Below are 26,117 nucleotides of genomic sequence, written 5' to 3' on the forward strand. Positions count from 1 at the left end.
CCTGGGCACTTTTTTGTGGGCGAAAAAAAACGGGTGCGGCCACCGACGCCGCACCCGTCGAAGAAAAGCTTCAGGCGTCCGACTTCAGGTCAGATCGCGTTGGCCAGCGGCGCCGGGCGCCGAGAGAGCAGGCTCACCACCACGAAACTCACCAGGCCCACGGCCAGGCTGTAATAGATCGGGGTGTTGGCGTCCAGGCCATCCTTGAACATGAAGAACAGGGCCGTGATGAACCCCAGGGACATGCTGGTAATGGCACCGGCGGTGGTGGCGCGTTTCCAGTAGATGGCCCCTATCAGCGGAATCAGCATGCCGCCCACCAGCAGGTTGTAGGCCAGGGTCAGGGCGCTGATCACGTCACTCACCACCAGGGCGATGCCCAGCACCACGATGCCCAGCAGCAGGGTCGCGATACGGTTTTCATGGACGTCGCCGTTGCTGCTCTGGCGACCACCACGCAGGCGTGGCAGCAGATCCTGGGTCACGGTGGTGGAGGCGGCCAGCAGACCGGCGCTGGCGGTGGACATCAGGGCGGCCAGCGCGGCGGCGATGACCAGGCCGCGAATGCCGTTGGGCAGGCTGGTCTGGACGATGCTGGCGAAGGCGTTGTTGACGTTGTCCAGATCCGGCAGGACCACCTTGGCGGCCATGCCGATCAGCGCGCCGGCCAGGCCGTAGAGCACGCAATAGATGCCGGCGGCGGTCCCGGCAACCTTGGCTACCCCTTCACTGCGGGCGGTGAATACTCGCTGCCAGATGTCCTGGCCGATGAAGATGCCAAAGAAGTAGATCAGGAAGTAGGTAAGGATGGTGTCCCAGCCGATGGCGGTGAAGTCGAAGTAGCTGGCCGGCAGCTTGGCCACCAGGGTGTCCCAGCCGCCAGCGTCGACGATGGACAGCGGCATCAGCAGGAATACCAGGCCGATGGTCATGATCAGGAACTGCACGATATCGGTCAGTGTCAGCGACCACATGCCGCCGATGGTCGAGTAGAGCACCACGACACCACCACCCACCAGGATCGATACCCAGAACGGCAAGCCGAACAGCACTTGCATCACGGTGCCGATGGCAATGGTCGAGGTGGCGCCGATCATCAGGGCGTAGACCAGCATGATCAGGCCGCTGGCATGGCGTGCCGCAGGGTTGTAGCGGCGCTCCAGCACTTGGGTGACGGTGTAGATCTTCAGTTTCAGCAAGGGTTTGGCCAGGAACAGGCTGAGCCCGACGATGCCCAGGCCGATGGCGCCACAGAGCCAGAAGCCGGAAATGCCGTGGACGTAGCCCAGGCGCACGGTGCCGATGGTCGAGGCACCGCCCAGTACGGTGGCTGCCATGGTCCCCAGGTAGAAGCCCGGCCCGAGATTGCGGCCGGCTACCAGATAGTCGTCACGGGTCTTGGCCCGGCGCATGCCGTACCAGCCCAGGGTGATCATGCCGGCGGCATAAATCAGTACTACGAGAATATCCAAGCCCATGTTCGGGTCCTCAAAAGCAAATTGTTATTGTTGTTGCCACCCGCTGATGCGGACGGCCAACCGTTCGACCGGTGGCGACCGGTCTGTCGCAAGAGCTGCGGTTGCTGGGCAGTTCAGGCCAAGGGCGGCCTGTTTCGAGAGAGGTCGTACAGGGTGCTGCAGCGCGGGGCGGGGATCTGTGCGTCCCCGTTGTTCATGTGGTTGAGGCGGTGTTCTTTATTGTTATTCATGATCTGCTCCGATCACGTTGGCTAAGGTGTTGCGCTCCTTTGCATGACGGATCCATGGCCGCGCTCGTGTTCGAGCGCGGCACCAGCCCTCCCAGGGCCGGGACTCAGCGGTGGGCCACGCCGGGCAGCACGCAGAGCATTTCGTACAGCAGGTTGGCACCCAGCAGCGAGGTGTTGCCGGTGGTGTCGTAAGGCGGCGAAACCTCCACCAGGTCGCAGCCCACCAGGTCCAGGCCCTGGCAGCCACGGACGATCTCGATGGCCTGGATGGTGGTCAGGCCACCGATTTCCGGAGTCCCGGTGCCCGGTGCCCAGGCCGGGTCGATGCCGTCGATGTCGAAGCTCAGGTACACCGGGCCGTTGCCGACCTTTTCACGGACTTCGGCCATCAAGGGTTCCAGCGACTTGTGCCAGCACTCTTCGGCCTGGACCACGCGGAAGCCCTGCTTGCGGCTCCAGTTGAAGTCTTCGGCGGTATAGCCCTGGGCGCGCAGGCCGATCTGCACCACCCGGTCACAGTCCAGCAGGCCTTCTTCCACCGCGCGGCGGAAGGTGGTGCCGTGGGCGATCTTCTCGCCGAACATGTGGTCGTTGACGTCGGCGTGGGCATCGATGTGCACCAGCCCGACCTTGCCGTGTTTCTTGTGGATGGCCCGCAGGATCGGCAGGGTGATGGTGTGGTCGCCACCCAGGGTCAGGGGAATCACGTTGTGTTCGAGGATGCCGTCGTAGGCCTCTTCGATGATGCGCACCGCGTCCAGCAGGTTGAAGGTGTTGATCGCCACGTCGCCGATGTCGGCCACCGACAGCGAGTCGAACGGAGCGGCACCGGTGGCCATGTTGTAGGGGCGGATCATCACCGATTCGGCGCGGATTTCCCGCGGGCCGAAACGGGTGCCGGCGCGCAGCGAGGTGCCGATGTCCAGGGGTACGCCGACGAAGGCCGCGTCCAGGCCGGCAGCGGATTGCAGATGGGGAAGACGCATCATGGTGGCGATGCCGCCGAAGCGCGGCATTTCGTTGCCGCCCAGTGGTTGGTGGAGAATCTTGTCCACGGGATAGGCCTCATCGTTGTTTTATATTTATGGGGCTGAGGGCGCAGCAGGTGTCGCCCGCTCAACCGAGTGGACCGATTCTGCGAAATGTAGTGCGGGGAAAGAATCGCTACGGACAAATACTTAGTTCAGATTTTTCTAAACTAATGGCCGGGGTCGCGCTAGACTCCCGCGCTGCTTCCAGGGCGCTACGTGGCGAGGGAGCGAGCACCCGCTCGGCGGCGTAGCCTGCGTTATCCGGGTTGCAGGGTCAGATTGAAAGTGCGCATGGAGGTCATCGGGCTTGCCTGGCCGCTCGGCAGGAGCAAGCTCTCTTGGCACAGGGAAGTGATTGTGTTGCCTGTTATCGGAGCCTGTCATGGCCAACGCTTTACCTGATCTGAAACTATTGCGCATCTTCGTCAGCGTGGTGCGCCATCAGGGGTTCGCCAATGCCCAGCACGAGCTCAATCTCTCGACGTCGGCCATCAGTACCTACATGAGCCAGCTGGAAGCGTCCCTGGGACTGGTGCTCTGTCACCGTGGCCGGGGCGGCTTCAGCCTGACCAGCAAGGGCGAGCTGTTCCATCAGGAAACCCTGCGCTTGCTCGCAGAACTGGAGGGCTTCGAACAGTACGCCGCGGCCCTCAAGGGCGAGTTGCGCGGGACCCTCAACCTGGGGGTGATCGACTCCACCGTCAGCGACAAGGCGCTGCCGTTCGCCGAGGCCATCGGTGCCTACAGTCAGGAGCATCCGGCGGTGCATTTGCACTTGTCGGTGATGAGTCCTCATGAGCTGCAGCTGGGGGTGCAGGACAATCGCCTGGACCTGGCCATTGGCGCCTTTTCCACGCGCATGAGTGGCCTGGTGTACATGCCGCTGTACCGCGAACAGCACTGGCTGTATTGCAGTAACCGGCATCCGCTGTACAGCGAGCGGCGCATTCCCGAGCAGGTCATCACCCAGCAGCGCATGGTCGGGCGCGGCTACTGGAGCCAGGCCGAGCTGGCCCGTCACGGCTTCAAGCACAGTGCGGCGACCGTGGAGAGCATGGAGGCGCAGCTGATCCTGGTGCTGTCCGGTGCCTACATCGGCTACCTGCCGGAACACTACGCCCAGGCCTGGGCCGACAAGGGTGATCTGCGGGTGCTGCTGCCGGCGACCTTCGGTTATCAGGCGCCGTTCTCCATGATCATGCGCCGTGGCCGGGGCCGTGAGCCGCTGATCCAGACCTTCCGCGATCTGCTCAAGGCTCAGCTCAACCAGTCATAAGGAATTCCCATGTCCCGAGCACGCTGCGAGCGTTGCCTGCGCCCTACGGGCCACTGTCTGTGCCCGCTGATCCCGCGGTTGTCCAGTCGCACCCGGGTGTTGCTGTTGCAGCATCCCAGCGAGGTCAACCATGCCCTGAACACGGCGCGACTGGCCGCGCTGGGGTTGAGTAACGCCCAGTTGCTGGTTGGCGAGGTGTTCGAGGACTTGCCGGCGCTGCTCGCCCAGCCCGGATACCGGACCTGCTTGTTGTTCCCGGCCGATGATGCCCAGCCCTTGCAGGCCTGCGCCGAGACGGATGACCCCTTGCTGCTGGTGGTGCCCGATGGCACCTGGCGCAAGGCGCGCAAGCTGTTGCACCTCAACCCGTTGCTGGCGGCCTTGCCACGAGTAACCCTGGCGGCCGCGACGCCTTCGCGCTATCGCCTGCGCAAGGCCCCTGGGCCGAGGGCGCTGTCGACCCTGGAAGCCATTGTCCAGGCGTTGCAGGTACTGGAGGCGCCAGCCTCCTTCGAGCCCTTGCTGCGCCCCTTCGAGGCGCTGATCGACGGGCAGATCGCCGCGATGGGCGAAGACACCTACCAACGCAACCATGGTCCCAAGGCTTCCCGGTAGGTGGACGGGCGGAAGCGGGGACCAGGTTGCACGGCTTTTCTTCTGCGAGCAGGCCTCTACGTGGGGCCGCCGTTTAGCGTCTCAGGTGCGCAAGGTTTTCTGCCGCAGGATGTAAATGCTGACCAGCACCGCGCTGGTCAGCATGAAGCTGCGGGCCCAGATTGACGGCACCAGGTAGCAGGAGAGGCCGATGCTCAGCCACATCAGGCCGATCGCATACACCTTGCCCTTGAGCGGTATGCCGTTGCCGTCCAGGTAGTTGCATATCCATGGACCCAGGCGCGGGTGCTGCACCAGCCACTGGTAGAAGCGCGGCGAACTGCGGGCGAAGCAGGCGGCCGCCAGCAGCAGGAAAGGGGTGGTGGGCAGTACCGGAAGGAAGATGCCGATGACCCCCAGCGCTACGCTCAACCAGCCGATGGCCAGCAGAACGTAACGCAGTACCCGGGGGCGTTGGCCTATGGGCTTGGCCATAGGCGCCGACTCAGTGATGGCGAGGCTTGAGCAGTGCGGGCTTTTCGTCAGGAGCGTTGCACAGCAGGTACAACGCCGTCAGGGCTTCGGGGATCTGCACGATCATGTCGTCCATCAGGTTGGCATCGGTGGCGATGTCCGAGAACTCCGGCTGCTCGTCGAACAGGCCAGAGCCGACCATGATCGGCAGCAGCATCTCGCTGACTTCTTCCTCTGCGGTTTCGAACCAGGCCGCTTCACGCAGGAACACGCCTTCCATGAAGCCGATGCACCAGCCGCGCAGGTCGGAGTCGTCCGGGTCGTCGCCCAGGTCGAGTTCGCAGGGCAGTTCGAATTCCTCGTCGGAGGCCAGTTGGCGGGCGATGTGCGCCTTGAGGGCCAGCAGGGTGGATTCGATGGCTTCGCGTTCGGCGTCGTCGCGGTAATGCGGCTCTTCGGCGAAGAGGGCGTCGATCCACTCACGGTCGGGAACGCTTTCCGAACAGATCGACAGCGCGGTCAGGTAGCCGTGAGCGGCCACGTAGTCCAGCGCCTCGTCGTGCAGATCATCTGCGTCGAGGAAGACTTGCAGGCGGGTTAGTTGCTCAGCGAAGGACATTGACGGGCTACCTTGGGGAATAAACGATGTTGAATTCTAGGCTTTCTTGCGCGCTCAAGCCAGCCACGGGGCAGATTTGAGCGGTTCTAAAGGTTACCAGCGGTCCCTTGTCCGCGCCCTCTGTCGGGTAGGGCTCGGGTATACTCCCGCGTTTTGTGATGCCCTGCAGGCCCGAACGCAGTTGCGGACAAGTCCGCTAACGCATTTGTCGGTGAAGCGCGCCGGTTTTTCGGCCAGTCTGCGCCCAGGGAATTCGGTGATTTTTGGAGTTTTTCATGCTCGAACAGGCTCAACGCGTCCTCAAGGACATCTTCGGCTACGACAGTTTCCGTGGTCGCCAAGGTGCGATCATTGAGCGCGTGGCCAGTGGCGGCGATGCCTTGGTACTGATGCCCACCGGTGGTGGCAAGTCCTTGTGTTTCCAGGTTCCGGCCCTGCTTCGCGAAGGATTGGCGGTGGTGGTATCGCCACTGATCGCGCTGATGGACGATCAGGTGGCCACCCTTGAGGAACTCGGTGTCGCGGCTGCCGCCTTGAACTCGACCCTGAGCGCCGAGCAGCAGCGTGACCTGGCGGCGCGTATTCGTCGCGGCGAGGTGAAGATGCTCTACCTGGCGCCTGAGCGCCTGGTCCAGCCGCGCATGCTGACGTTCCTGCAGAACCTCGACATTGCCCTGTTCGCTATCGACGAAGCCCACTGCGTGTCCCAGTGGGGCCACGACTTCCGTCCCGAATACCTGCAACTGGGGCAACTGGCGGAGATGTTCCCCAACGTGCCGCGCATTGCCCTGACCGCCACCGCCGACAAGCGTACCCGGGAAGAGATCGTCAATCGCCTGCACCTGCAGAACGCCGAGCGCTTTCTCTCCAGCTTCGATCGGCCGAACATCTTCTACCGCATCGTGCCCAAGGAGCAGCCGCGCAAGCAGTTGCAGGCGTTCCTCAACGAGCGGCGCAGCGATGCCGGTATCGTCTACTGCCTGTCGCGCAAGAAGGTCGACGAAGTGGCGGCCTTCCTCTGTGAGCAGGGCTTCACTGCATTGCCGTATCACGCCGGCCTGCCCAACGAGCTGCGGGCCTATCACCAGAAACGCTTCCTCAACGAGGAGGGCCTGATCATGGTGGCCACCATCGCCTTCGGCATGGGCATCGACAAGCCAAACGTGCGTTTTGTCGCCCACATGGACTTGCCCAAGTCCCTGGAAGCCTATTACCAGGAGACCGGTCGCGCCGGTCGTGATGGCCTGCCGGCGGATGCCTGGATGGCCTACGGACTGCAGGACGTGCTGATGCTCAAGCAGATGCTGCAGAACTCCGAAGGCGACGAGCGCCACAAGCGTCTCGAGCAGCACAAGCTCGATGCGATGCTGGCCCTGTGCGAGGAAACCCGCTGCCGGCGCCAGACATTGCTGGCCTATTTCGATGAGGACATGCCCCAGCCTTGTGGTCATTGCGACAACTGTGTCGATGGGGTCCAGACCTGGGACGCCACCGAGCCGGCGCGCCAGGCGCTGTCGGCGATCTATCGCACCGGCCAGCGGTATGGCGTCGGTCATCTGGTGGATGTACTGCTGGGCAAGGACACGGAAAAGGTCCGGAGTTTCGGGCATCAGCATCTGTCGGTGTTTGGAGTCGGCAAGGCCCGCAGCGAAGGCGAGTGGCGTTCGCTGTTCCGCCAGTTGGTGGCACGCGGCTTGGCGGATATCGATCTGGAGGGTTATGGCGGCCTGCGCTTGAGCGACACTTGTCGCCCCTTGCTCAAGGGTGAAGTGACCCTGGAGCTGCGCCGCGATCTCAAGCCGCAAAGCTCCCCGAAAAGCAGCACCAGTCAGGCCAGCCAGCTGGTACGGGGCGAGGAGCGCGAGCAGTGGGAAGCGCTGCGAGCCCTGCGGCGCAAGCTGGCGGAAGAGCATGGGGTGCCGCCCTATGTCATTTTCCCCGACTCGACCTTGCTGGAGATGCTGCGCAGCCAGCCCGGCTCCATGGCGGAGATGGCCGAGGTCAGTGGCGTCGGTGCGCGCAAGCTGGAGCGTTATGGCGCGGCCTTCCTCGAAGTGCTGGGAGGTGGTGTGGAGGCGCCGAAGGTGGTTGCCGATATCCGTCACGAGCTGATCACCCTGGCCCGTGCCGGGATGACGCCGTTGCAGATCGCCGGGCAACTGCAATGCACGGAAAAGAATGTCTACACCCTGCTGGCCGAAGCCATAGGCAAGCAGCAGTTGTCTCTGGAACAGGCTCTGGACCTGCCGGAGGACCTGCTGGGAGAAATCCAGGATGCTTTCCTCGACGGTGAGGGTGAACTGCCTCCGGTGGCCGAGATCAGCGAGTTGTTCGCCGGACGCGTGCCTGAAGGGGTTTTGTATTGCGTGCGCGCGGCTTTGCAGTCGGAGTTTGAAATTTGAGGGGGTGCGTCAATGTTGTAACGATTCAGTCCCTTACAGGCCTTGCCTCCGGGCAAGGGGCATGCTTAGCTGACTAATAATTAGGTTTTCTTTATTTTCAGTCTGATCATGAGTGTTTTATGCCGTTAACCGATGAACACCGTTTTGGTATGCAACTGGCGCATATGTCTCGCGGCTGGCGTGCCGAACTGGATCGCCGCCTGGCAGGGCTCGGCCTGTCCCAGGCCCGTTGGCTGGTGCTGTTGCACCTGGCCCGTTTCGAAGACGCGCCAACCCAGCGCGAGCTGGCGCAAAGCGTTGGCGTGGAAGGTCCAACCCTGGCCCGTCTGCTGGACAGCCTGGAAACCCAGGGCCTGGTCCAACGCCAAGCAGTAATGGAAGATCGCCGGGCGAAGAAAATCCTCCTCTGTCCTTCCGCCCGGCCCCTGATCGAACAGATCGAAACCATTGCTACCGCCCTGCGCCATGAATTGTTCATTGGCGTCGACGATGAAGACCTGCGGGTCTGCATGCGCGTCCATGGGCGCATCCTGGCCAATCTGGAAAAGTCCTGACGCCTTTCGCCGGGGTTGCCTGACCCCGGTTCGTCCTGTTTTCGCCTACCCCTGAATATTGCTGATGGCGCCACCCGGTGCGGCACTTGCGCGTCTGTCAGAAGGTCTGGCCGAGGTTCAGCGACAGGGCCTTCTGGTTGTCGTCATTGAAGCCGTAGCTGAAATTCAAGGGCCCCAGCGGCGTGTCAAACCCGAGGAAGATGCTCGCGGCGTTGATATAGCCACTGTCGAAGGCGTTGTCGTTGTTCCACACCCGGCCACGCTCCAGCGAGCCCCCCAGATACAGCGGGAAGTCCAGCGGCAGGTAGGAGCGTGGCGTGAGCCGGCGCAAGTACACCGCGCGGGCCAGGGTGAGGTTCTGCCCGGACAACGCGTCCTGGCGGAAGCCCGACAACTGCCTGGCGCCACCGAGGAGGAAGCTGGATGTCACCACCTCGGCGTTGTCCAGGGTCCGGCCGTAGCGTCCGCCCAGGACGAAGGTGTTGGGGCCGCTGCTCAAGGCCTTGTCCAGCTTGAATTCCCACTGACGGTAGCGGTTGTCCGAGCCCAGGCTGGGTTCGAACTGGCGCAGGGTCAGTCCGATGTCCTCGCCGGAGTGCGGGAAGTAGACGTTGTCCAGTGAGTCGAAGGAATACTGCAACTGGTAATAGCCTTCGTTGAAGTGCTCGCTGGGCAAGTCGTGATCGCCGATGCGCACATCGGCCTTGCCCCAGGCTTCGCCGACACCGAAGCGGACTTCGCCGCTGTTGCCGATCTGTCGTCCCAGGTTGAGGCCGAGGCCGTAGCGTTCCACGCGATACTCGGCGATCGGATCGTTGTCCAGCACTGCTTCAACGTTCTGGGCTTCGGCGGCGATGAAGGGCGCAATGAAGTAGCGCGAGCCAGCGTCCAGTGGCTGGTAGAACTCGCTGTAGATTTCCTGCCGGTCGCCAAGTTGCACGCGGGTCAGCCACTCCGCACCGAGGCTGTTGATTCCGTTCATGCGGTAGCTGGCGCCGATATTGAAGGCGCTGTCGCCACGCATGTCATCGGACAGGTTCAGGCCCAGGCGCAGGTAGTCGGTGCCGCTGCGCTTGCCGCGGGCACTGATCACCAGGGTGTTGTCCTGGCCCTTGTGGGTCACGCGATACTGCACCTGCTCAAAGAAATCCAGGCCGTACAGGGTGCCCATGTCGGTCTCCAGACGGCCCAGGTCCAGGGGTTCGCCGATCCGCTGGCGGATGTAGTAGCGAATGACTTCATCGCTGACCTTGGAATCGTTCTCCACCTTGATCGCGCTGATGATCGGCGTGCGCTGGTTGGGCTGGCGCGCGGCCGTCAACTGCGCGTCCTGCGGCTCGGCGGGGCGCAGGCGAGCCAGGCGTGCGTCGAGGATGCGGGTGGCGCGATAGCCGGCGTCGATCACTTCCTGGGCGCGACCGAAGTCGGTGACGCCGAAGCTCGACAGCGAAGGTTGGATCAGCACGTCGTCCTTGTGCAGGGTCGCCAGCTGTTCTTCGGAGTTGCGTCGAGTCATCAGGGTGATGGACTGATTGAGCACATCCACCACGGTATTGAGTTGCTTGCGCGAGCGCAGCGGGGTGCCGATGTCCACCACAATGGCAATGTCGACCCCCATGTCCCGGGCCACATCCAGGGGAATGTTGTCGGTCATGCCGCCGTCCACCAGCAGCCGGCCATCCAGTTCCACCGGGGCGAATACCGCCGGAATCGACATGCTGGCGCGGATGACCTGGGGCAGGTGGCCTTTGCGGAACACCACCTTTTCGCCGCTGGCGATGTCAGTGGCCACGGCCCGGAAGGGGATCGGCAGCTTGTCGAAGTCCCGGGTGTCACTGGCGTGGGCCAGCTTGCTTTCCAGCAGCAACGCCAGGTTCTGGCCCTGGATCACCCCCAGGGGCAGGCCGAGACTGCCGTCGTCACGGAAGCTGAGTTTCTGCTTGACCAGAAAATCCCGATCGTCCTGTTTGCGCCGAAAGGGCACGTCTTCCCGGGGCGGGGCATCGGACAGGGCCTGTTTCCAGTCAATGTTCAGGGCCAGTTTCTCCAGCTCGTCGATCTTGTAGCCCGAAGCGTAGAGCCCGCCAATCACCGCGCCCATGCTGGTGCCGGCGATCGCGTCGATGCGGATGCCTTGCTCCTCCAGGGCCTTGAGCACGCCGACGTGGGCCAGGCCACGGGCCGCGCCCCCTGACAGCACCAGGCCGATTTTCGGTCGCGGCGCTTCACTGGATTGAGCGATCAGGGGCAGCAGACAGAGCAACAGGCAGGACAGCAAGCGGCGCATCGTGGATCTCGGGACAGGCGATAAAGCCGGCTATTATAGCGACGCCCTTGCACCCAGGAGTCCGCCGTACCATGACTGAACGTAAACCCGAAGTGGTCATCACCTATTGCACCCAATGCCAGTGGCTGCTGCGGGCGGCCTGGCTGGCACAGGAGCTGCTAAGCACCTTCAGCGACGATCTGGGCAAGGTGTCCCTGGTGCCTGCTACCGGGGGAACCTTTCATATCAGCTGCGATGGCGTGCAGATCTGGGAGCGCAAGGCCGATGGCGGCTTTCCCGAAGCCAAGGTGCTCAAGCAAAGGGTTCGCGACTGCATCGATCCCGAGCGCGACCTGGGACACAACGATCGGGGTCAGTGAGAGCCGGCCGGCGCCGTGGTGGCCTGCTTGTTTGAACCGGTCGAGAGTCGGCTCGACACCACGATCGCGACGATGATCAAGGCGCCGCCCATCAGCATGCGCAGCGTCGGATTCTCGCCGAACAGCAGCCAGGCCAAGGTAATCCCGTAGACCGGTTCCAGGGCGAAGACCACCGCCGCGGTGCGCGCCTTGATCACCGCCAGGCTGGCGACAAACAGGCTGTGGGCCAGACCGGTGCAGAAGATCCCCAGCAGACTGATCCACAGCCAATCCATGGCCCGCACCTGAGCAAGCTCGGGGGCCGCCACCGGCAGCAGGCACAGGGCGACCACCAGGTTCTGGCAGAGGGCCGCCTGCACCGCGGGAATGCGCCCGGAGCTGGCGCGGTTGTTCAAGGACAGTAGGGCAAACAGCAGGCCCGAACCCACGGCCCAGAGCAGGCCGGTGGTGGCCTGGCTGGCCAGATCGAAATCCGGGGTCACCAGCACCAGGCCGACACTCACCAGCACCACCAGCAGCATCTCATTGAGGCGGATCCGCTCGCGGAAGATCAGCCCTTCGAGAATCACCGTAAAGGCCGGAAAACTGGCAAAGCCCAGGGTCGCGATGGCCACGCCGGCGACCTTCACCGCAACGAAAAAGCTGACCCAGTGTCCGGCCAGCAACAGGCCACTGAGCAGCAGGCGCCGGCAATCGGTGGCGGCCAGTTTGTGCCAGGGCGTGGCGCGGGCCAGGCGCGCGAAGCCAGCCAGGGCCAGCACGGCAAAGGCCGCGCGGCCGAACACGATAACGGCAGGCGAGGCGACAGCCAGTTTGCCGAACACGCCGGTCAGGCCGAACATCAGGGCGCCGATATGCAGGGCACCAAGGGCGGTACGCGGAGTCATCTTGATCCTTGGGTAAAAGACAGTGATGGCCTTGAAGGGCTGCGGTTGAGTTTAAGAAGGGCCGGTGCCTGCGTCTGTCGCGATCCTGGGATTTTTTGTCGAGAGATTAGCCTGGGCTCCCTGCCTGAGCCGGCGCGGGGAGTGACCGAATTGGCGCAGCATGGCGGCGGCGAAGGCGCTCTGTGAGCTGTAGCCCACCCGGCTGGCGATCTCGCCGACTGGCAGGGTCGAGCCGCGCAGCAGTTCCAGGGCCATGTGCAGGCGTCGTCGCCGCACGTACTCCATGGGCGTGTCGCCACACTCGGCGATGAACCGTGCGTGCAAGTGGGCGCTGGAAAGACCGGCCACTCGTGCCAGATCGGCCACCTGCAGCGGATGGGCGGCGTGGCGCTCTATGTGGGCGTTCATGGCGGCGTAGGGCAACCGTCGCTCGCCAGGGTTAACCGATGTGCAGTGGTTGAGACTGGCCAACAGCAGCACCGCGCCCTGCTCGGCGATCAGCGGATCGTCCACCGGGCTGTCCGCCAGCCAGTTGACCAGGCGGCTCTGGCTTGGCCCAAGGGTCAGGCGCCCGGGCTGGTCGAGCAAGCGCTGGCTGGCTTCGGCGTGTAGGCCCAGGGACTGGCGCAGCCATGGCTCGCCGGGCACGTCCAGTACCAGGCACTGGCTGCCACTGGGGCTGCCGCAGACATGCCGTGCGCCTGCCGGGACCACCATCAGGCTCTGTTGCTGCACCTGGCCGCCTTGCCCTTCGACTTCGAAGTCGAGCTTTCCGCACAGGCCAAACACCAGTTGCGCGTGCTCGTGGCTGTGGGCGATCAGGTCGTGAGTGTAATGGCGCAGAGTGAGGATAGATCCCATCACGGTCTCCTTGGCAGAGGCGCAGTCTACACCGCCAGTCGGGCGGTTCGGGCTGTCATTGCATTGCCGCATTTTTGTCATGGGCTATTAATCGCTGGGGCGCAAGCTCGCAAAAAATCCCGGAGAGCGTCCATGACCCATGTCGAACTCGCCAAGCCCAGCCGCAAGCAACGGGTACGCACCTTATGGATTTCCGATGTGCACCTGGGGACCCGGGATTGCCAGGCAGAGCACCTGGCGCAGTTTCTCAAGGGCTACCAGGCCGATCGCATCTACCTGGTGGGGGACATTATCGACGGCTGGAAGCTGCGCGGCGGCATGTACTGGCCCCAGGCCCATACCAATGTGATCCGCCGCCTGCTGACCATGAGCAAGCGCGGCACCGAGGTGATCTACGTCACCGGCAATCATGACGAGTTCCTGCGTCGTTACTCCAAGCTGATCCTGGGCAATATCCAGCTGGTGGACGAAGCGGTGCATGTCACGGCGGACGGTCGCCATCTGCTGGTGATTCACGGCGACCAGTTCGACGTCATCACCCGCTATCACCGTTGGCTGGCCTTTCTCGGCGACTCGGCCTACGAGTTCACCCTGACCCTCAACCGCTGGCTCAATCACTGGCGGGCGCGTTATGGCTACGGTTACTGGTCGCTGTCGGCCTACCTCAAGCACAAGGTCAAGACCGCGGTGAGCTTTATCAGTGACTTCGAGGAGGCCATTGCCCACGAGTGCGTCAAGCGCGAGCTGCACGGGGTGGTCTGTGGCCACATTCACCATGCCGAGATCCGCAAGGTCGGCGAGGTGGACTATCTCAATTGCGGTGATTGGGTCGAGTCCTGCACCGCCTTGATCGAACATTGGGACGGCAGCATCGAACTCTATCGCCTGGCCGACGCCCAGGCCCGGGAAGCCCAACTCAAGGCCGAGCTCACGAAAATGGCGGAGCCGGCCTGAGCAAGAGCGGTCGGGCCTCAGTCGGCGGCGGACTGTTCCATGGCCGCCTTGTAAAGGGACTGCCGGGGCTTTGCGAACAGCCGTTGCAGCATGGGCTCGAAGAAGCTCAGGGGCAGGCTTTCATAGGCCGGATCGAAGGCTGCGGCATCGTATTTGGCGCAGAATTCGGCAGTGCGCTGGTACAGCGGATGCTCGCAAAATTGCTCGCGCAGATGGCGGTCCATGCCCAGATGGTGGAAGAAGTAGTAGCCCTGGAAGATTCCGTGCTTTTCCACCATCCACAGGTTCTCCGGGCTGACGAAGGGCTTGAGGATGGCGGCGGCGATATCGGGATGATTGTAGGAGCCCAGGGTGTCGCCGATGTCATGCAGCAGGGCGCAGACCACGTACTCCTCGTCGCGCCCGTCATGCCAGGCGCGGCTGGCGGTCTGCAGTGAATGGGTCAGACGGTCCACCGGGAAACCGCCAAAGTCGCCTTCCAGCAGTTGCAGGTGGGCGAGGATTCGGGCGGGCAATTGCTTGGCGTAGGCACTGAAATCCGCGGCGATGATCGCCCAGTCCTCTTGGGTGCCGTCCTGCATGTGGGTGAAGCGCGCGTGAGCCTTCATCGTTCGGCCTCTGGTTGTCAGGGAAAGTCGAGCCTGGCCATGGCAGTGGCCGCAGGGGCGCGAGGACGGATGGCCGGTCGGCTCTAGAACGGCACCTTGCCCAGGATCATGTCGCGGTACATGACGAAGTCCCCCAGCAGGCTGTACAGCGGATGCTGAAAGGTGGCCGGGCGATTTTTCTCGAAGAAGAAATGCCCGATCCAGGCAAAGCCATAGCCGGCCACCGGCAGCGCCAGCAACAGCAGCCAGGCTCCCTTGCCGATGGCCAGGGCCAGGAGGAAGATCACCAGGCTGGTGCCGATAAAGTGCAGGCGACGGCAGGTGCTGTCGCTGTGTTCGCTCAGGTAATAGGGGTAGAACTCGGCGAAGCTGCTGAACTGTCTGATGTTTTCCATGGCCGCGATCTCGGTTGTTTGTTGTTGTGCGGGCGCAGGTTCTGCGGAAGCTTAGGTGAGTCTAGAGTCCCTGGCAGCGCTGGCCAGTGACAATAGGCGCCACTTTAGTATCCTTGGAAAATCGGCCGTAGCATGCGGCTTGTCATGTAAGAAACCCTCATGAGCGAACGAACGACTTCTGCAAGCTGGGCCTTGGGAATAGTCAAGGCTCTGGAGATGGATGGCCTGGACTGCCGCGCTTTGTTCAAGCAGTTGGGGCTCGACTACGGCGCTCTCGAAGATCCCGACGCGCGCTTCCCCCAGGACTCGATGACCCGGCTCTGGCAGCGCGCCGTCGAGTTGTCCGGCAACCCGGCGATTGGCCTGAACATGGGCAAGGTGGTCCGTCCCGCGTCCTTTCATGTGGCCGGTTACGCCTTGATGTCGAGTCGGACCCTGGTGGAAGGCTTTCAGCGTCTGGTGCGCTATCAGCGGATCATCGCCGAAAGCGCCGACCTGAGCTTTCGTCTTTTACCTGAGGGTTATGCGCTGATTCTGACCGTGCATGGTGATCATCTGCCGCCCACCCGGCAAAGCGCCGAGGCCTCGCTGGCCTGTGCGCTGGCCCTGTGCAGCTGGTTGACCGGGCGGGCCCTGCAGCCACGCAAGGTGCTGCTGCAGGGCGAGCAGCCCGAGAACGTGCAGCCTTACAAGGAGATGTTCCGTGCTCCGCTGGCGTTCGCCGCGCCCTTTGATGCGCTGATCTTCGAACCTGCCGACATGGAGGCGCCGCTGCCCACGGCCAACGAGGCCATGGCCTTGCTGCACGATCGTTTCGCCGGCGAGTACCTGGCGCGCTTCTCGGAAAGCCGGGTGACCCACAAGGCGCGGCAGGTGCTGTGCCGCCTGTTGCCCCAGGGCGAGCCCAAGCGCGAGGCGGTGGCGCAGACCCTGCACCTGTCCCAGCGCACCTTGCAGCGTCGTCTGCAGGAGGAGGGCACCAGCTTCCAGACCCTGCTGGATGACACCCGTCGGGAGCTGGCCGAGCAGTATCTGGCGCAGCCGCGCATGACCTTGCTGGAGATTGCCTACCTGTTGGGGTTCGCCGATCCGAGCAATTTCTTCCGGGCGTTCCGCCGCTGGTTCGACATCACGCCCGGTGAGTACCGGGCACGCCTGCTGGCGCTGCCGGCGTCGGTCAATGACGCCAGAACGCCGGAATGCACAGCACGAACACCGTAATGATCTCCAGTCGGCCCAGGAGCATGCCCAGGGACAGGATCCACTTGGCGGCATCCGGCAGGGTCGAGAAGTTGCCCGCCGGGCCGATGGTTTCGCCCAGCCCCGGGCCCACGCCGGACACGGTGCTGGCGGCGCCGGTCAGGGCGGTCATCCAATCCAGGCCCAGCAGCGACAGGGCCAGGGCAATCATGCAGATGGTGATGGCGAAGAAGAACGAGAAGGTCAGGATCGAACGGACGATTTCCTCGTCCAGGCGATGGCCGTTGTACTTCTGCTTGATTACCGCCCGGGGGTGGATCAGTTGATTGAGGTTGGCCTTGAGCAGGATGTAGGCCACCTGGAAGCGGAAGATCTTGATTCCCCCGGCCGTGGAGCCCGAACAGCCGCCGACGAACCCCAGATAAAAGAACAGCATCAGTGAGAAATTGCCCCACAGGCTGTAGTCACCCAAGGCGAAGCCGGTGGTGGTGACCACCGAAGTCACGTTCAGCGCCACGTGGCGCAGGGCGTCCAGCCAGTGCAGATCGGTGGTCCACCAGTACCAGGTGCCCAGCACCAGCCAGGTCACCAGCAGCATGCCGAGCAGGCCCTGGACCTGCTGATCCTTGATCAACGCCTTGCGGTTGCCGCGCAGCGTTGCCACATAGAGGGCGAAGGGCAAACTGCCAAGAATCATCACCACCACCGCCACCCAGTGCACCGCCGGTTGCTGCCAGTGGGCCAGTGAGTCATCCGAGGTGGAGAAACCGCCGGTGGAGATGGCCGACATGGCGTGGTTGATGGCGTCGAACACGTTCATGCCGGCCCACCAGAACGCCAGGCTGCCGAAGATGGTGATGCCGACGTAGGTGGCGACGATCAGGCGCGCCACCATGTGCGAGCGCGGCATGACCTTTTCCGAGCGGTCCGAGGATTCGGTCTGGAACAGGCGCATGCCACCAATGCGCAGCAGCGGCAGGATCGCCACCGCCATGCCGATAAAGCCGATGCCCCCCAGCCAGTGCAGCATCGAGCGCCAGATCAGGATGCCCGGGGACATGCTGTCCAGGCCGCTGAGCACGGTGGCACCGGTGGCGGTGATGCCGGACATGCTTTCGAAGAACGAATCGGTGTAGCTGATGTGCTGGGTCAGCAGGAACGGCAGGGCGGCGAAGATACACACCACCACCCAGCTGGACACCGTCAGCAGGTACATGTCTCGCGGACGCAGGTGGATGTGTTCGGGGCGCCCCGGGATCACCAGGGCCAGCCCGGCGATGAAGGTGATCATGCTGGCCCAGAGGAAGGACGGCAGGTCGCCGGTGCGTTCGAAGATCACCAGTGTCGCCATCGGTACCACCATGGCGATGGCCAGGGTGATGAGGAAGATGCCGATGATGAAGCCAATGATTCTTAAAGTCGGCAACGCCATGTATTGCGCTCGGGCTGGTAGCTGAAGGGCGCTCATTCTACCTGCGGGGCAGGGCATGTAAACCGGCACCCCGGCGGCAGATGCCGTTAGAATGGCCGGACATTTTTTTCAGGAGGTGGCCGATGGAGGCTCTCGACGCTTTGCTCAACCGTGTTTCCGTGCCGCGCCTGGTGGAGCCCGCGCCCAGCGCCGCGCAGCGCGAGGCACTGTTCGCCGCCGCCCTGCGGGCGCCGGACCACGGGCAATTGCGCCCTTGGCGGTTCCTCACCGTCGAAGGCCAAGCCCGTGAGCAGTTGGGCGAGCTGCTGGTCGAAGCGGTACAGCTGCAGGGCGGCGAGGTGACTCAGGCCGCGTTGGACAAGGCCCGGGCCATGCCCCTGCGTGCACCGCTGGTGGTCGTGGTCGTGGCGCGGTTGCAGGAACACTTCAAGGTGCCCAAGTCCGAGCAATTGCTGGCGGCGGGCTGTGCAGCCCACGGCATTTTGCTGGCGGCCTATGCCCAGGGCATTGGCGCGGTGTGGCGCACCGGCGAGTTGTCCTATTCGCCGCACGTGGCCAAGGGGCTGGGCCTGACTGAAGGGGAAGAGATCATTGCCTTCCTGTACCTGGGGACGCCGCTGAACGAGCCTCGGGTGGCACCGACAGTCGATACCAGCGAGTTTGTCAGCGCCTGGACCGCCAAAGCCTGATTGGCTCCAGCGGCCTCTTTGTGGCATCGCGGGCAAGCCCGTTACCGCCGGACCTGGCGTTAGCGGCTTGCCCGCGCTGGTTTCAGGCTGGCGCTGGGGCGCCGGGCAGCAGCGGCAATTCCAGGGTGGCGATGAAGCCGCCCTGGGGGTGATTGTCCAGTATCAGGCTGCCACCGTGACGCTCCGCCGCCCGGCGGGCAATGGCCAGGCCCAGGCCGTGACCGGGCGCGCTTTGCCCTGGCGCGCGGAAGAACGGCTCACCCAACTGTTTCAGGTGTTCGGCGTCCACCCCCGGCCCGTGGTCGCGCACGCTGATCAGGATCCTGTCGCCCTGGCGCCGGGCCTGTACCTGGATCGGCTGTCCTGCGGGGTTGAAGCGCTGGGCATTGCGCAGCAGATTGTCCACCGCCCGTTCCAGCATGGTCGGCCAGCCCCGCAGGCTCAGCTGCGGCTGGGCGTCGATCTGCACCTGTTGCTCCGGGCAGGCCAGTTGCGCGTCTTTTTGCAGGGTCAGCAGCAAGGCATTGAGGTCCACGTCCTCGGCGCTGGCGTTGTCCGCGTCGACCCGGGCCAGCACCAGGATCTCGCTGATCAGCGCCTCCAGGCGATCGCATTCCCGGGTCAATCGGGGCCAGAGCCTTTCCCGCTCTTCGGGGGCGGCCCGCTCGGCCAGGGCCAGGGCGATGCGCAGCCGTGCCAGGGGGGAGCGCAGTTCGTGGGACACATCCCGCAGCAACTGGCGCTGGCTGCCAATCAGGCTTTGCAGGCGCGAGCCCATGCGGTTGAAGTCCCGGGCCAGGACGCCGAACTCGTCGCGCCGATTGGCCAGGCGCGCCAGGCTGTTCTGCTGATAGCTGGCCTGGCCCAGATCGTGTACCGCGCCGCGCAGGCGGCTCAGCGGGCGGGTGATGGACAAGGTCACCAGCAGGCTGAACAGGGTCAGCACCACCAGGGCGATGGCCAGGGCGCTGAGGGGCCAGGTCAGGCTGTCGCGGTGCCAGGCGTCCAGCTCCGGATGGGGGATGCGGTAGATGAACAGGTAGGTGTCGCCGGTGGTCGGGCTGGTGTATTCCGCGGTCAGGCGGCGCCAGGGCAGATGCCGGTCGTCATTGTTCTGCCGAGCCTCGAAGGCCGCCGCGCGGCGCGGGAAAGTCCCGCGGACCACCGGGTCGCCGCTCTCATTGAGAACCTGAACATCGATGTGGTACTGGCGCTTGCGCTGCTGGAGGATGTCCTGGGCGGCGTCTTCGCCCTGAGTCTCGTAGGTTTGCGTCCACTCCGCGGTGAGGCTGTTGAGCCCCGGATGGCGGCTGAGGATCCAGGCGTCCTGATTGAGCATGTGCCCGAGCAGGATCGACAACCCGGCAACCAGGGTGATGGCCAGCCAGAAGCTGGCCAGGATGCGCCAGAACAATGAACGCACAGAGACTCCTCGAACGCGAAAGCCCAGTGGCGCGGGCCACTGGGCTGGGGGATGAACGCTAACGCATTATTGCGCTTTTTGCGGTTGTTGCGCTTTCCAGGCCTTGAACTCGGCCCATTCGGCGCGACGTTCCTCTTGTTTCTTGACGATGGCGTCGAACTCTTTCTGCTGCTCGGGCTTGAGCAGGGCGCGGATGTCGGCCTGGGTCTTCTGCTGTTTGGCGGCCAGTTCGTCTTTCATGGCTTTCTGGTCGGCCGGCGAGAGTTTCTCCAGGTATTTTTCCACCACGGCCTTGCGGTCGTGCATTTGCTCGCCCATCAGCTTGCCGATCTGCTGGCGTTGCTCACGGCTCAGATCCAGTTGACCGAAGGGGCCTTTGCCGCGCATGTGCTCGCTGTGCCGAGGGCCGTCCATCGGCCCCATAGGGCCGTTGCCTTCAGGCATGGCCATGGCCACGGTTGGCAGGGCGGCGGCGAACAGCAGGGCGATCAGGGTCTTGCGCATGGTGTGTCTCCTTGTCTCATTCCCGGTAAGTTCCGGATGAGTTCAGGTTACCCAGATCAAGGTCAGCGGCGGTCAGTGGAGGGTAAAGCTTGGGTAAAGACGCCGGGCCGGCGCCCTGACAATGGCGTCGGGACGCGCTTACAGGCTGTAGTAGTAGCCGCGGCTGCGCAGGGCAACGATGCGCGGGCGACCATCGGGATGGGGGCCGATCTTCTTGCGCAGGTTGCTCACGTGCATGTCCAGGCTGCGGTCGTACAGGGTCAGCTTGCGGCCCAGCGCGATCTGCGCCAGTTCCTGCTTGTCCAGCGGCTCGCCGGGTTGCTTGAGCAGGGCCTCCAGCAGGCGACTTTCGGAAACCGTGAGGCTGATGTCCTGTTCGTCGATGGTGGCCACGCCACGAATCGGGCTGAAGCACAGGTCGCCCAGCTCCAGCTGGCTGGAGGCCGCCACCGGGTGGCTGCGGCGCAGGACGGCGCGCAGGCGGGCGGTGAGTTCGCGAGGGTCGCAAGGCTTGGCCAGATAGTCGTCGGCGCCCAGTTCCAGGCCAAGGATGCGGTCCAGGGGCTCGCCGCGGGCCGAGAGCATCAGCACCGGCAGGTCGGGGTGGTCGTTGCGCAGTTGCTTGAGCAGTTCCAGGCCGCTGCCGTCGGGCAGCATGACGTCCAGCACCACGGCTGCCGGGGCCGCTTCGGCCAGGGCCCGGCGTGCGCTCAGGCCGTCGTGGCAGGCACGTACTTGAAAGCCTTCCTGGCCGAGCCAGCTGCTCAGGAGCTCGCACAGCTCCTGGTCATCATCAATCAGTAACAGGTCGCTCATGAATCACTCAATTTAGCCATTGTCGACGCTTGCGATGCCCGCCACTGGCGAAGATACCGCAGAGCAGGGCGATGAGGGCCACGCCGCCGCCGGTGACGAACCATTGCTGCTGATCGGTCAGCAGTCGCGGCACCGGGTTGGCCTGGGCCTCTTTGAGCTGCAGCTTGAGGCGCTGGTTCTCCTGGCGCAAGCGGACCAGCTGTGGGCTTTCCCGTTCGGCGTCGGCGCTTTGCAATTGTTTGCTCAGCTCTTCTCGCAGGCGCTCGCTTTCTTTCAAGCGTTGCTGCAACTCGGTGATCTGACTGCCGGCGCTCAGGGACAGCGGCGTCGAATGACCGGTTTCCTGGGTTTCTTCGGCAAGGGCCGGAGCCCCGATCGACAACATGACCAACAGCAGACACAGCGGACCTTGGCGCATCGAAACTCCTGATTCCAATCGAGTGTTGGGCAGGTTGTCGGCCGTCAAACGAGAATAATGAGCGATTGAGAACGCGATGGACCCTGAAGGTTCATCGCGCCGGGGAGGATTTACGGCATCGATTGCCTGAACGGCTTGACCAGCACATTGGCGTAGACGCCAGCGGTCACGAAGGGGTCGGCCTCGGCCCAGGCCTGGGCGGCTTCCAGGGACTCGAACTCGGCCACGATCAGGCTGCCGGTGAAGCCGGCGGCGCCAGGGTCATTGCTGTCGATCGCCGGGTGCGGGCCGGCCAGCACCACACGCCCTTGCTCCTTGAGTACTTGCAGTCGCTCCAGGTGCGCCGGGCGCGCGGCCAGGCGTTTTTCCAGGGAGTTGGCGACGTCTGTGGCAATGATTGCGTAAAGCATGTCAGTCCTCGGTTTTCGGGGTGGTGGGATCGGCGTCATGCAGGTGGCGCGACAGGTAGATGCCCTGGCCCACCAGGAACAATACGGTCATGCCCAGGCTGCCGAAGACCTTGAAGTCGACCCAGATGCTCTGGAACGTGAAGGCGACGAACAGGTTGGCGGCGCCGCAGAACAGGAAGAAGGCGATCCAGGCGATGTTCAGGCGGGTCCATACCGGCTCAGGCAGGGTCAGGGCGTGGCCCATGATGCGCTTGATCAGCAGGCGGTCGCCGATGAAATGGCTGCCGATGAAGGCCAGGGCGAACAGCCAGTTGACCACCGGGGCTTTCCATTTGAGGAAGGTTTCGCTGTGGAAGGCCAGGGTCAGGCTGCCGAAGACCAGGCAGGCGACCAGGGTCAGCCACTGGCTCTTTTCCAGTTTGCGCTGGGAAATGAACAGCGCGCCGTACACCACCAGGGAACTGATGATCAGCACCGCCGTAGCGCTGTAGATGCCGCCCACGCTGACTTCGTGCCCAGCCAGGTCGACGACTCGGGGATCAATTTTGTAGACGATGAAAAACAGGAACAGCGGGATGAAGTCGATGAATTGTTTCACAGTGGCAGCCAGAAGCAGGATGTGGCGGCATAATAACAAACATCCTTGGTCGCGAAAGCGCCAGCTGACTTGAGGTTTTAACATCCTGTGAATGTCGATTTGCACTGCCATAGCACGGCCTCCGACGGCGCCCTGGCGCCCGCGGTTCTGGTTGCGCGTGCGTACGAGAGAGGCGTGCGAATCCTGTCCCTGACCGACCACGACACCCTCGAAGGGCTGGACGAGGCCCGTCAGGCAGCGGCGCAACTGGGCATGCAACTGGTCAACGGCGTCGAGCTGTCCTGCACTTGGGGCGGCGCCACTATTCATGTGCTGGGCTACGGATTCGATACCCGAGCCCCGGCCCTGGTGACCGCCATCGAGAAGCTTCACGCAGGGCGCTGGCTGCGTTCCGAGGAGATCAGCCGCAAGCTTGCCCTCAAAGGCATGCCGGGCGCCTTGGAAGGCGCCCGGGCCATCCAGCAGGAACTGGGCGACAGCGGCAACGCCCCGGCGCGGCCGCACTTTGCCGATTACCTGGTGCGTGCCGGCTTCGTCAAGGACCGCGCCGAAGCCTTCCGCAAGTGGCTGGGGGCGGGAAAGCTGGGTGACGTCAAGCTGCACTGGCCCACCCTGGAGGAAACGGTCGGCACCCTGCGCGAGGCCGGTGCCTGGGTCAGCCTGGCCCATCCCTGGCACTACGATTTCACCCGCAGCAAGCGTCGCCGTCTGATTGCCGACTATATTCAAGCCGGTGGTCATGCCATTGAAGTGGTCAATGGCCATCAACCTGCGGAGCAAGTGGGCAGTCTGGCTATTCTTGCTCGTGAATTCGGACTGCTGGTCAGCGCCGGCAGTGACTTTCATGGTCCAGGAGGCTGGTCCGAGATCGGCGAATACCGTCCGGTCCCCGAGGATCTGCCGCCGCTATGGTGTCGCTTCAAACATGAGCCAATTATTGCCGCCTGAACAGGTAGAGACAGTGAGTCAATTTTTCCAGATCCACCCGGAAAACCCCCAGCCGCGCCTGATCAAACAGGCCGTCGAGATCATCCGTGGCGGTGGCGTGGTGATCTATCCCACCGATTCGTCCTACGCCGTCGCCTGCCAGATGGGCGACAAGGCCGCGATCGAGCGGGTGCGCCGCTTGCGCCAACTGGACGACAAGCACAACTTCGCGCTGATCTGCAGCGACCTCTCGCAGTTGGGCCTGTTCGCCAAGATCGACACCGGCACCTTCCGTCTGCTCAAGGCCCATGTGCCGGGGCCCTATACCTTTATCCTCAACGCCACCCGGGAAGTGCCGCGCCTGCTGTTGCACCCCAAGCGCCGCACCATCGGCCTGCGGGTGCCGAGCAACCCGATTGCCCTGGCGCTGCTGGCCGAGCTGGGCGAGCCGCTGATGAGCGTCAGCCTGATCATGCCCGGCGACACCGAGGCCCTGAGCGATCCCTACGAGATGCGCCAACTGCTGGAACACCAGGTGGACCTGATCATCGACGGCGGCTTTGGCAGCACCGAGTCGTCCACGGTGATCAGCCTGGCCGACGGTGAGCCGGAAGTGATCCGCGTCGGTTGCGGCGACCCAGCGCCGTTCATGGCCGAGGCCTAGATGTCCGCAGTAGAAACCGTCGACGAACAGGCCGGCGCCCAACAGGAGCTGCCCTTCGCCATGGTCTACGGCCAGGCGGTCATGGAAATGCCCCTGGACCTGTACATCCCCCCGGATGCCCTGGAAGTCTTCCTCGAAGCCTTCGAAGGCCCGCTGGACCTGCTGCTGTACCTGATCCGCAAGCAGAACATCAACATCCTCGATATCCCGGTGGCGGAAATCACCCGCCAGTACATGGGTTATGTGGAACTGATGCAGTCAGTGCGCCTGGAGCTGGCCGCCGAGTACCTGGTGATGGCGGCGATGCTGGCCGAGATCAAATCGCGCATGCTGCTGCCGCGTTCCGCCGAGGTCGAGGAAGAAGAGGACGACCCGCGCGCCGAACTGATTCGCCGCCTGCAGGAGTACGAGCGCTTCAAGGCCGCCGCCGAAGGCATCGATGGCCTGAGTCGGGTCGGCCGCGACGTGGTGGTGCCCAAGCTCGATGCGCCCGAGGCCCGGGTGCGCAAGCTGCTGCCGGATGTGGCCCTGGAAGAGTTGCTGATGTCCATGGCCGAGGTGCTGCGCCGTGGCGACATGTTCGAAAGCCATCAGGTCAGCCGCGAGGCCCTGTCCACCCGCGAGCGCATGAGCGATGTGCTGGAACGGCTCAAGGGCGGCGGTTTCGTGCCCTTTGTCGAGCTGTTTACCGCCGAGGAAGGGCGCCTGGGGGTGGTGGTGACCTTCATGGCGATCCTCGAACTGGTCAAGGAATCCCTGGTCGAGCTGGTGCAGAATGAGCCCTTTGCGGCCATCCACGTACGGGCACGCGCCGAATAACGAGCTTAAATCATGAACCTGAATGAACCCCGCGAGCTGGCTTCCCTGCTCGAAGCCTTTCTGTTGGCCTCGGGAAAACCCCAGTCCCTGGAACGTCTGTTCGAGCTCTTCGAAGAAGCCGAGCGGCCGGACCCGGCCGTCTTCAAGAAGGCCCTGACCCTGCTCGGCAAATCCTGCGAGGGGCGGGCCTTCGAACTCAAGGAAGTGGCTTCCGGCTATCGCCTGCAGATCCGCGAAAAGTTCGCGCCCTGGGTCGGCCGCCTGTGGGAGGAGCGCCCGCAGCGCTACTCCCGTGCCCTGCTGGAAACCATGGCCCTGATCGCCTACCGCCAGCCCATCACCCGCGGCGAGATCGAGGACGTGCGTGGCGTGGCGGTCAACAGCAACATCGTCAAGACCCTGCTGGAGCGCGAGTGGATTCGGGTGGTGGGCTACCGCGATGTGCCGGGCAAACCGGCGATGTTCGCCACCACCAAGGCCTTTCTCGACCATTTCAACCTGAAGAATCTCGATGACCTGCCGCCCTTGGCCGAATTGCGGGAGATCGAGGCCGAGCCGGTGCTGGAGTTCGATGACGCCCCCGTGCCCGAGCACCTGCAGCAACTGGCCGACGCCAGCGCCGAGCAGGAGGAGCCCAAGGAGGAAACCAGCTTCCATACCCTGTTGCTGGAGCTGGATTCGATGGAGGAGGGAATCAAGACCGACTTTGACGACCTGCATCGCGATGCTCCGGTAGCGCTGGAACAGGGGGAGCAGCAAGAGCCGGTGCTGGATCTCCCCCAGGAAGAGGTTCAGGCCGAAGCTGACATCCCCGTTGATGAAGCCGATGAATTCCCGGTCGAGCCCGAGGATGAGCCGCTGCTCGACGCGCAGGACGATGTGCTGGGTGTCGCCGAGGCCCGGGCCAAGTTGCTGGCCGCGGTAGCCGCGCTGGAACCTTCTGCACCGGAGCTGAGTGAAGAAGAGGCCGAAGCCCTGGCCCTGGCCGAAGCCATCGAAAACGAACGCCGCCTGCTGGACGACTGATCTTGTAGGAGCTGGCTTGCCAGCGAAGGCGTCAGCCGGTTGGGTGCAAGGCCTGCGGCCTTCTTCGCCAGCAAGCCGGCCCTGCGCTGCTTCACCGGTGGGCGGAAAAAAGCCCGGGCGGCGACTTATCAACTAGTCTGTGATGCGCAATCGCCGCCATGAGCGTATGATTCGCGACCCTT

General features: G+C 63.8%; 28 protein-coding genes. 12 read left to right on the top strand and 16 right to left on the bottom strand.

Features of this window, described 5'->3' with window-relative positions; translation table 11 throughout:
• Positions 1-89: 89 nt before the first annotated feature.
• Together GWQ44_RS02605 and speB are read right to left on the bottom strand one after the other, a co-directional pair.
• The gene (locus GWQ44_RS02605) at positions 90-1,478 is read right to left on the bottom strand and encodes a sodium:solute symporter (RefSeq protein WP_016962624.1); all 1,389 of its coding nucleotides are present in this window, start codon (positions 1,476-1,478) and stop codon (positions 90-92) included.
• Positions 1,479-1,812: 334 nt separating this feature from the next.
• On the bottom strand, positions 1,813-2,763 hold the full coding sequence (speB, locus tag GWQ44_RS02610; protein WP_011059912.1) for an agmatinase: 951 nt from the start codon (positions 2,761-2,763) through the stop codon (positions 1,813-1,815).
• 358 nt (positions 2,764-3,121) lie between these two features.
• Between speB and GWQ44_RS02615 the strand changes: the two genes are divergently transcribed.
• Together GWQ44_RS02615 and GWQ44_RS02620 are read left to right on the top strand one after the other, a co-directional pair.
• Positions 3,122-4,015: a LysR family transcriptional regulator gene (locus GWQ44_RS02615; RefSeq protein WP_016962625.1), complete on the top strand. Its 894-nt coding sequence runs from the start codon at positions 3,122-3,124 to the stop codon at positions 4,013-4,015.
• Positions 4,016-4,024: 9 nt separating this feature from the next.
• On the top strand, positions 4,025-4,630 hold the full coding sequence (locus tag GWQ44_RS02620) for a DTW domain-containing protein (protein WP_275926590.1): 606 nt from the start codon (positions 4,025-4,027) through the stop codon (positions 4,628-4,630).
• 81 nt (positions 4,631-4,711) lie between these two features.
• On the opposite strand, the gene GWQ44_RS02625 is transcribed toward GWQ44_RS02620, so the two are convergent.
• Together GWQ44_RS02625 and GWQ44_RS02630 are read right to left on the bottom strand one after the other, a co-directional pair.
• Positions 4,712-5,104: a YbaN family protein gene (locus GWQ44_RS02625; protein WP_108544753.1), complete on the bottom strand. Its 393-nt coding sequence runs from the start codon at positions 5,102-5,104 to the stop codon at positions 4,712-4,714.
• 10 nt (positions 5,105-5,114) lie between these two features.
• A complete protein-coding gene (locus GWQ44_RS02630) occupies positions 5,115-5,702 on the bottom strand; it encodes a YecA family protein (RefSeq protein WP_016962628.1) in 588 nt (195 codons plus the stop codon).
• Between the two features lie 275 nt (positions 5,703-5,977).
• Here GWQ44_RS02630 and recQ point away from each other — a divergent pair, with 275 nt between their 5' ends.
• Both recQ and GWQ44_RS02640 read left to right on the top strand, forming a co-directional pair.
• Positions 5,978-8,104: a DNA helicase RecQ gene (gene recQ, locus GWQ44_RS02635; RefSeq protein ID WP_275926591.1), complete on the top strand. Its 2,127-nt coding sequence runs from the start codon at positions 5,978-5,980 to the stop codon at positions 8,102-8,104.
• A gap of 119 nt (positions 8,105-8,223) precedes the next feature.
• Positions 8,224-8,658: a MarR family transcriptional regulator gene (locus GWQ44_RS02640; protein ID WP_275926592.1), complete on the top strand. Its 435-nt coding sequence runs from the start codon at positions 8,224-8,226 to the stop codon at positions 8,656-8,658.
• Positions 8,659-8,755: 97 nt separating this feature from the next.
• On the opposite strand, the gene GWQ44_RS02645 is transcribed toward GWQ44_RS02640, so the two are convergent.
• Entirely contained in the window at positions 8,756-10,945 is a 2,190-nt protein-coding gene (locus GWQ44_RS02645; protein ID WP_275926593.1) for a patatin-like phospholipase family protein, read from the bottom strand.
• 71 nt (positions 10,946-11,016) lie between these two features.
• Between GWQ44_RS02645 and GWQ44_RS02650 the strand changes: the two genes are divergently transcribed.
• Entirely contained in the window at positions 11,017-11,304 is a 288-nt protein-coding gene (locus tag GWQ44_RS02650; RefSeq protein ID WP_016962631.1) for a SelT/SelW/SelH family protein, read from the top strand.
• Here the strand turns inward: GWQ44_RS02650 and GWQ44_RS02655 are convergent.
• A complete protein-coding gene (locus tag GWQ44_RS02655) occupies positions 11,298-12,191 on the bottom strand; it encodes a DMT family transporter (protein ID WP_275926594.1) in 894 nt (297 codons plus the stop codon). The two genes, GWQ44_RS02650 and GWQ44_RS02655, sit on opposite strands and share 7 nt — an antisense overlap.
• Before the next feature lie 51 nt (positions 12,192-12,242).
• Positions 12,243-13,052, bottom strand: a complete 810-nt coding sequence (locus GWQ44_RS02660; RefSeq protein ID WP_103742140.1) for an AraC family transcriptional regulator — start codon at positions 13,050-13,052, stop codon at positions 12,243-12,245.
• A gap of 132 nt (positions 13,053-13,184) precedes the next feature.
• Between GWQ44_RS02660 and GWQ44_RS02665 the strand changes: the two genes are divergently transcribed.
• Positions 13,185-14,006: a UDP-2,3-diacylglucosamine diphosphatase gene (locus GWQ44_RS02665; protein ID WP_016962634.1), complete on the top strand. Its 822-nt coding sequence runs from the start codon at positions 13,185-13,187 to the stop codon at positions 14,004-14,006.
• A 17-nt stretch (positions 14,007-14,023) separates the two neighbouring features.
• Here the strand turns inward: GWQ44_RS02665 and GWQ44_RS02670 are convergent, their stop codons facing one another.
• Entirely contained in the window at positions 14,024-14,614 is a 591-nt protein-coding gene (locus GWQ44_RS02670; protein ID WP_016962635.1) for an HD domain-containing protein, read from the bottom strand.
• Positions 14,615-14,697: 83 nt separating this feature from the next.
• A complete protein-coding gene (locus GWQ44_RS02675) occupies positions 14,698-15,009 on the bottom strand; it encodes a DUF962 domain-containing protein (protein ID WP_016962636.1) in 312 nt (103 codons plus the stop codon).
• Between the two features lie 159 nt (positions 15,010-15,168).
• Between GWQ44_RS02675 and GWQ44_RS02680 the strand changes: the two genes are divergently transcribed.
• Positions 15,169-16,230, top strand: coding sequence for an AraC family transcriptional regulator (locus tag GWQ44_RS02680; protein WP_275926595.1), 1,062 nt, complete (start codon positions 15,169-15,171; stop codon positions 16,228-16,230).
• On the opposite strand, the gene GWQ44_RS02685 is transcribed toward GWQ44_RS02680, so the two are convergent.
• On the bottom strand, positions 16,187-17,641 hold the full coding sequence (locus GWQ44_RS02685; protein WP_016962638.1) for a TrkH family potassium uptake protein: 1,455 nt from the start codon (positions 17,639-17,641) through the stop codon (positions 16,187-16,189). The two genes, GWQ44_RS02680 and GWQ44_RS02685, sit on opposite strands and share 44 nt — an antisense overlap.
• Positions 17,642-17,763: 122 nt before the next feature.
• Between GWQ44_RS02685 and GWQ44_RS02690 the strand changes: the two genes are divergently transcribed.
• Positions 17,764-18,330, top strand: coding sequence for a nitroreductase family protein (locus tag GWQ44_RS02690; RefSeq protein ID WP_275926596.1), 567 nt, complete (start codon positions 17,764-17,766; stop codon positions 18,328-18,330).
• Between the two features lie 82 nt (positions 18,331-18,412).
• Here GWQ44_RS02690 and GWQ44_RS02695 read toward each other — a convergent pair whose 3' ends face one another.
• The 6 genes from GWQ44_RS02695 to GWQ44_RS02720 all read right to left on the bottom strand — a co-directional run bounded on the left by GWQ44_RS02695 (position 18,413) and on the right by GWQ44_RS02720 (position 22,499).
• Positions 18,413-19,753: a HAMP domain-containing sensor histidine kinase gene (locus tag GWQ44_RS02695; RefSeq protein ID WP_275926597.1), complete on the bottom strand. Its 1,341-nt coding sequence runs from the start codon at positions 19,751-19,753 to the stop codon at positions 18,413-18,415.
• 66 nt (positions 19,754-19,819) lie between these two features.
• Positions 19,820-20,257, bottom strand: coding sequence for an LTXXQ domain-containing protein (locus GWQ44_RS02700; RefSeq protein WP_016965847.1), 438 nt, complete (start codon positions 20,255-20,257; stop codon positions 19,820-19,822).
• A 138-nt stretch (positions 20,258-20,395) separates the two neighbouring features.
• Positions 20,396-21,073 carry a response regulator transcription factor gene (locus GWQ44_RS02705; RefSeq protein WP_016965848.1) on the bottom strand — a complete coding sequence of 226 codons (678 nt, stop codon included), beginning with the start codon at positions 21,071-21,073 and terminating at the stop codon, positions 20,396-20,398.
• A gap of 7 nt (positions 21,074-21,080) precedes the next feature.
• Complete coding sequence (locus GWQ44_RS02710) at positions 21,081-21,491, bottom strand: translation initiation factor 2 (protein ID WP_047302622.1); 411 nt, start codon at positions 21,489-21,491, stop codon at positions 21,081-21,083.
• A 110-nt stretch (positions 21,492-21,601) separates the two neighbouring features.
• Positions 21,602-21,901 (bottom strand): YciI family protein, encoded by a 300-nt coding sequence (locus GWQ44_RS02715; RefSeq protein WP_016965850.1) that lies wholly within the window; start codon positions 21,899-21,901, stop codon positions 21,602-21,604.
• A 1-nt stretch (position 21,902) separates the two neighbouring features.
• A complete protein-coding gene (locus GWQ44_RS02720; RefSeq protein WP_016965851.1) occupies positions 21,903-22,499 on the bottom strand; it encodes a septation protein A in 597 nt (198 codons plus the stop codon).
• Positions 22,500-22,586: 87 nt separating this feature from the next.
• Between GWQ44_RS02720 and GWQ44_RS02725 the strand changes: the two genes are divergently transcribed.
• The 4 genes from GWQ44_RS02725 (at position 22,587) to scpB (ending at position 25,935) form a co-directional block, all read left to right on the top strand.
• Complete coding sequence (locus GWQ44_RS02725; protein ID WP_016965852.1) at positions 22,587-23,447, top strand: PHP domain-containing protein; 861 nt, start codon at positions 22,587-22,589, stop codon at positions 23,445-23,447.
• 13 nt (positions 23,448-23,460) lie between these two features.
• Positions 23,461-24,090: an L-threonylcarbamoyladenylate synthase gene (locus GWQ44_RS02730; RefSeq protein ID WP_042941347.1), complete on the top strand. Its 630-nt coding sequence runs from the start codon at positions 23,461-23,463 to the stop codon at positions 24,088-24,090.
• Between the two features lie 120 nt (positions 24,091-24,210).
• Complete coding sequence (locus GWQ44_RS02735) at positions 24,211-24,909, top strand: ScpA family protein (protein WP_173655933.1); 699 nt, start codon at positions 24,211-24,213, stop codon at positions 24,907-24,909.
• 12 nt (positions 24,910-24,921) lie between these two features.
• The gene (gene scpB, locus GWQ44_RS02740) at positions 24,922-25,935 is read left to right on the top strand and encodes an SMC-Scp complex subunit ScpB (protein WP_275926598.1); all 1,014 of its coding nucleotides are present in this window, start codon (positions 24,922-24,924) and stop codon (positions 25,933-25,935) included.
• The last annotated feature ends 182 nt before the right edge of the window (positions 25,936-26,117 follow it).

The organism is Pseudomonas sp. 3MA1, assembly GCF_029237275.1.
Lineage (GTDB): Bacteria > Pseudomonadota > Gammaproteobacteria > Pseudomonadales > Pseudomonadaceae > Aquipseudomonas > Aquipseudomonas fluorescens_AP.

Coding starts and splice junctions, on each gene's coding strand:
- recQ (WP_275926591.1), top strand. CDS start 5,978: ATGCTCGAACAGGCTCAACGCGTCCTCAAGGACATCTTCGGCTACGAC.
- scpB (WP_275926598.1), top strand. CDS start 24,922: ATGAACCTGAATGAACCCCGCGAGCTGGCTTCCCTGCTCGAAGCCTTT.
- GWQ44_RS02630 (WP_016962628.1), bottom strand. CDS start 5,702: ATGTCCTTCGCTGAGCAACTAACCCGCCTGCAAGTCTTCCTCGACGCA.
- GWQ44_RS02715 (WP_016965850.1), bottom strand. CDS start 21,901: ATGCTTTACGCAATCATTGCCACAGACGTCGCCAACTCCCTGGAAAAA.
- GWQ44_RS02700 (WP_016965847.1), bottom strand. CDS start 20,257: ATGCGCAAGACCCTGATCGCCCTGCTGTTCGCCGCCGCCCTGCCAACC.
- GWQ44_RS02655 (WP_275926594.1), bottom strand. CDS start 12,191: ATGACTCCGCGTACCGCCCTTGGTGCCCTGCATATCGGCGCCCTGATG.
- GWQ44_RS02690 (WP_275926596.1), top strand. CDS start 17,764: ATGGAGGCTCTCGACGCTTTGCTCAACCGTGTTTCCGTGCCGCGCCTG.
- GWQ44_RS02615 (WP_016962625.1), top strand. CDS start 3,122: ATGGCCAACGCTTTACCTGATCTGAAACTATTGCGCATCTTCGTCAGC.
- GWQ44_RS02675 (WP_016962636.1), bottom strand. CDS start 15,009: ATGGAAAACATCAGACAGTTCAGCAGCTTCGCCGAGTTCTACCCCTAT.
- GWQ44_RS02620 (WP_275926590.1), top strand. CDS start 4,025: ATGTCCCGAGCACGCTGCGAGCGTTGCCTGCGCCCTACGGGCCACTGT.
- GWQ44_RS02670 (WP_016962635.1), bottom strand. CDS start 14,614: ATGAAGGCTCACGCGCGCTTCACCCACATGCAGGACGGCACCCAAGAG.
- GWQ44_RS02660 (WP_103742140.1), bottom strand. CDS start 13,052: ATGGGATCTATCCTCACTCTGCGCCATTACACTCACGACCTGATCGCC.
- GWQ44_RS02680 (WP_275926595.1), top strand. CDS start 15,169: ATGAGCGAACGAACGACTTCTGCAAGCTGGGCCTTGGGAATAGTCAAG.
- GWQ44_RS02625 (WP_108544753.1), bottom strand. CDS start 5,104: ATGGCCAAGCCCATAGGCCAACGCCCCCGGGTACTGCGTTACGTTCTG.
- GWQ44_RS02650 (WP_016962631.1), top strand. CDS start 11,017: ATGACTGAACGTAAACCCGAAGTGGTCATCACCTATTGCACCCAATGC.
- GWQ44_RS02710 (WP_047302622.1), bottom strand. CDS start 21,491: ATGCGCCAAGGTCCGCTGTGTCTGCTGTTGGTCATGTTGTCGATCGGG.
- GWQ44_RS02605 (WP_016962624.1), bottom strand. CDS start 1,478: ATGGGCTTGGATATTCTCGTAGTACTGATTTATGCCGCCGGCATGATC.
- GWQ44_RS02640 (WP_275926592.1), top strand. CDS start 8,224: ATGCCGTTAACCGATGAACACCGTTTTGGTATGCAACTGGCGCATATG.
- GWQ44_RS02685 (WP_016962638.1), bottom strand. CDS start 17,641: ATGGCGTTGCCGACTTTAAGAATCATTGGCTTCATCATCGGCATCTTC.
- GWQ44_RS02645 (WP_275926593.1), bottom strand. CDS start 10,945: ATGCGCCGCTTGCTGTCCTGCCTGTTGCTCTGTCTGCTGCCCCTGATC.
- GWQ44_RS02705 (WP_016965848.1), bottom strand. CDS start 21,073: ATGAGCGACCTGTTACTGATTGATGATGACCAGGAGCTGTGCGAGCTC.
- GWQ44_RS02665 (WP_016962634.1), top strand. CDS start 13,185: ATGACCCATGTCGAACTCGCCAAGCCCAGCCGCAAGCAACGGGTACGC.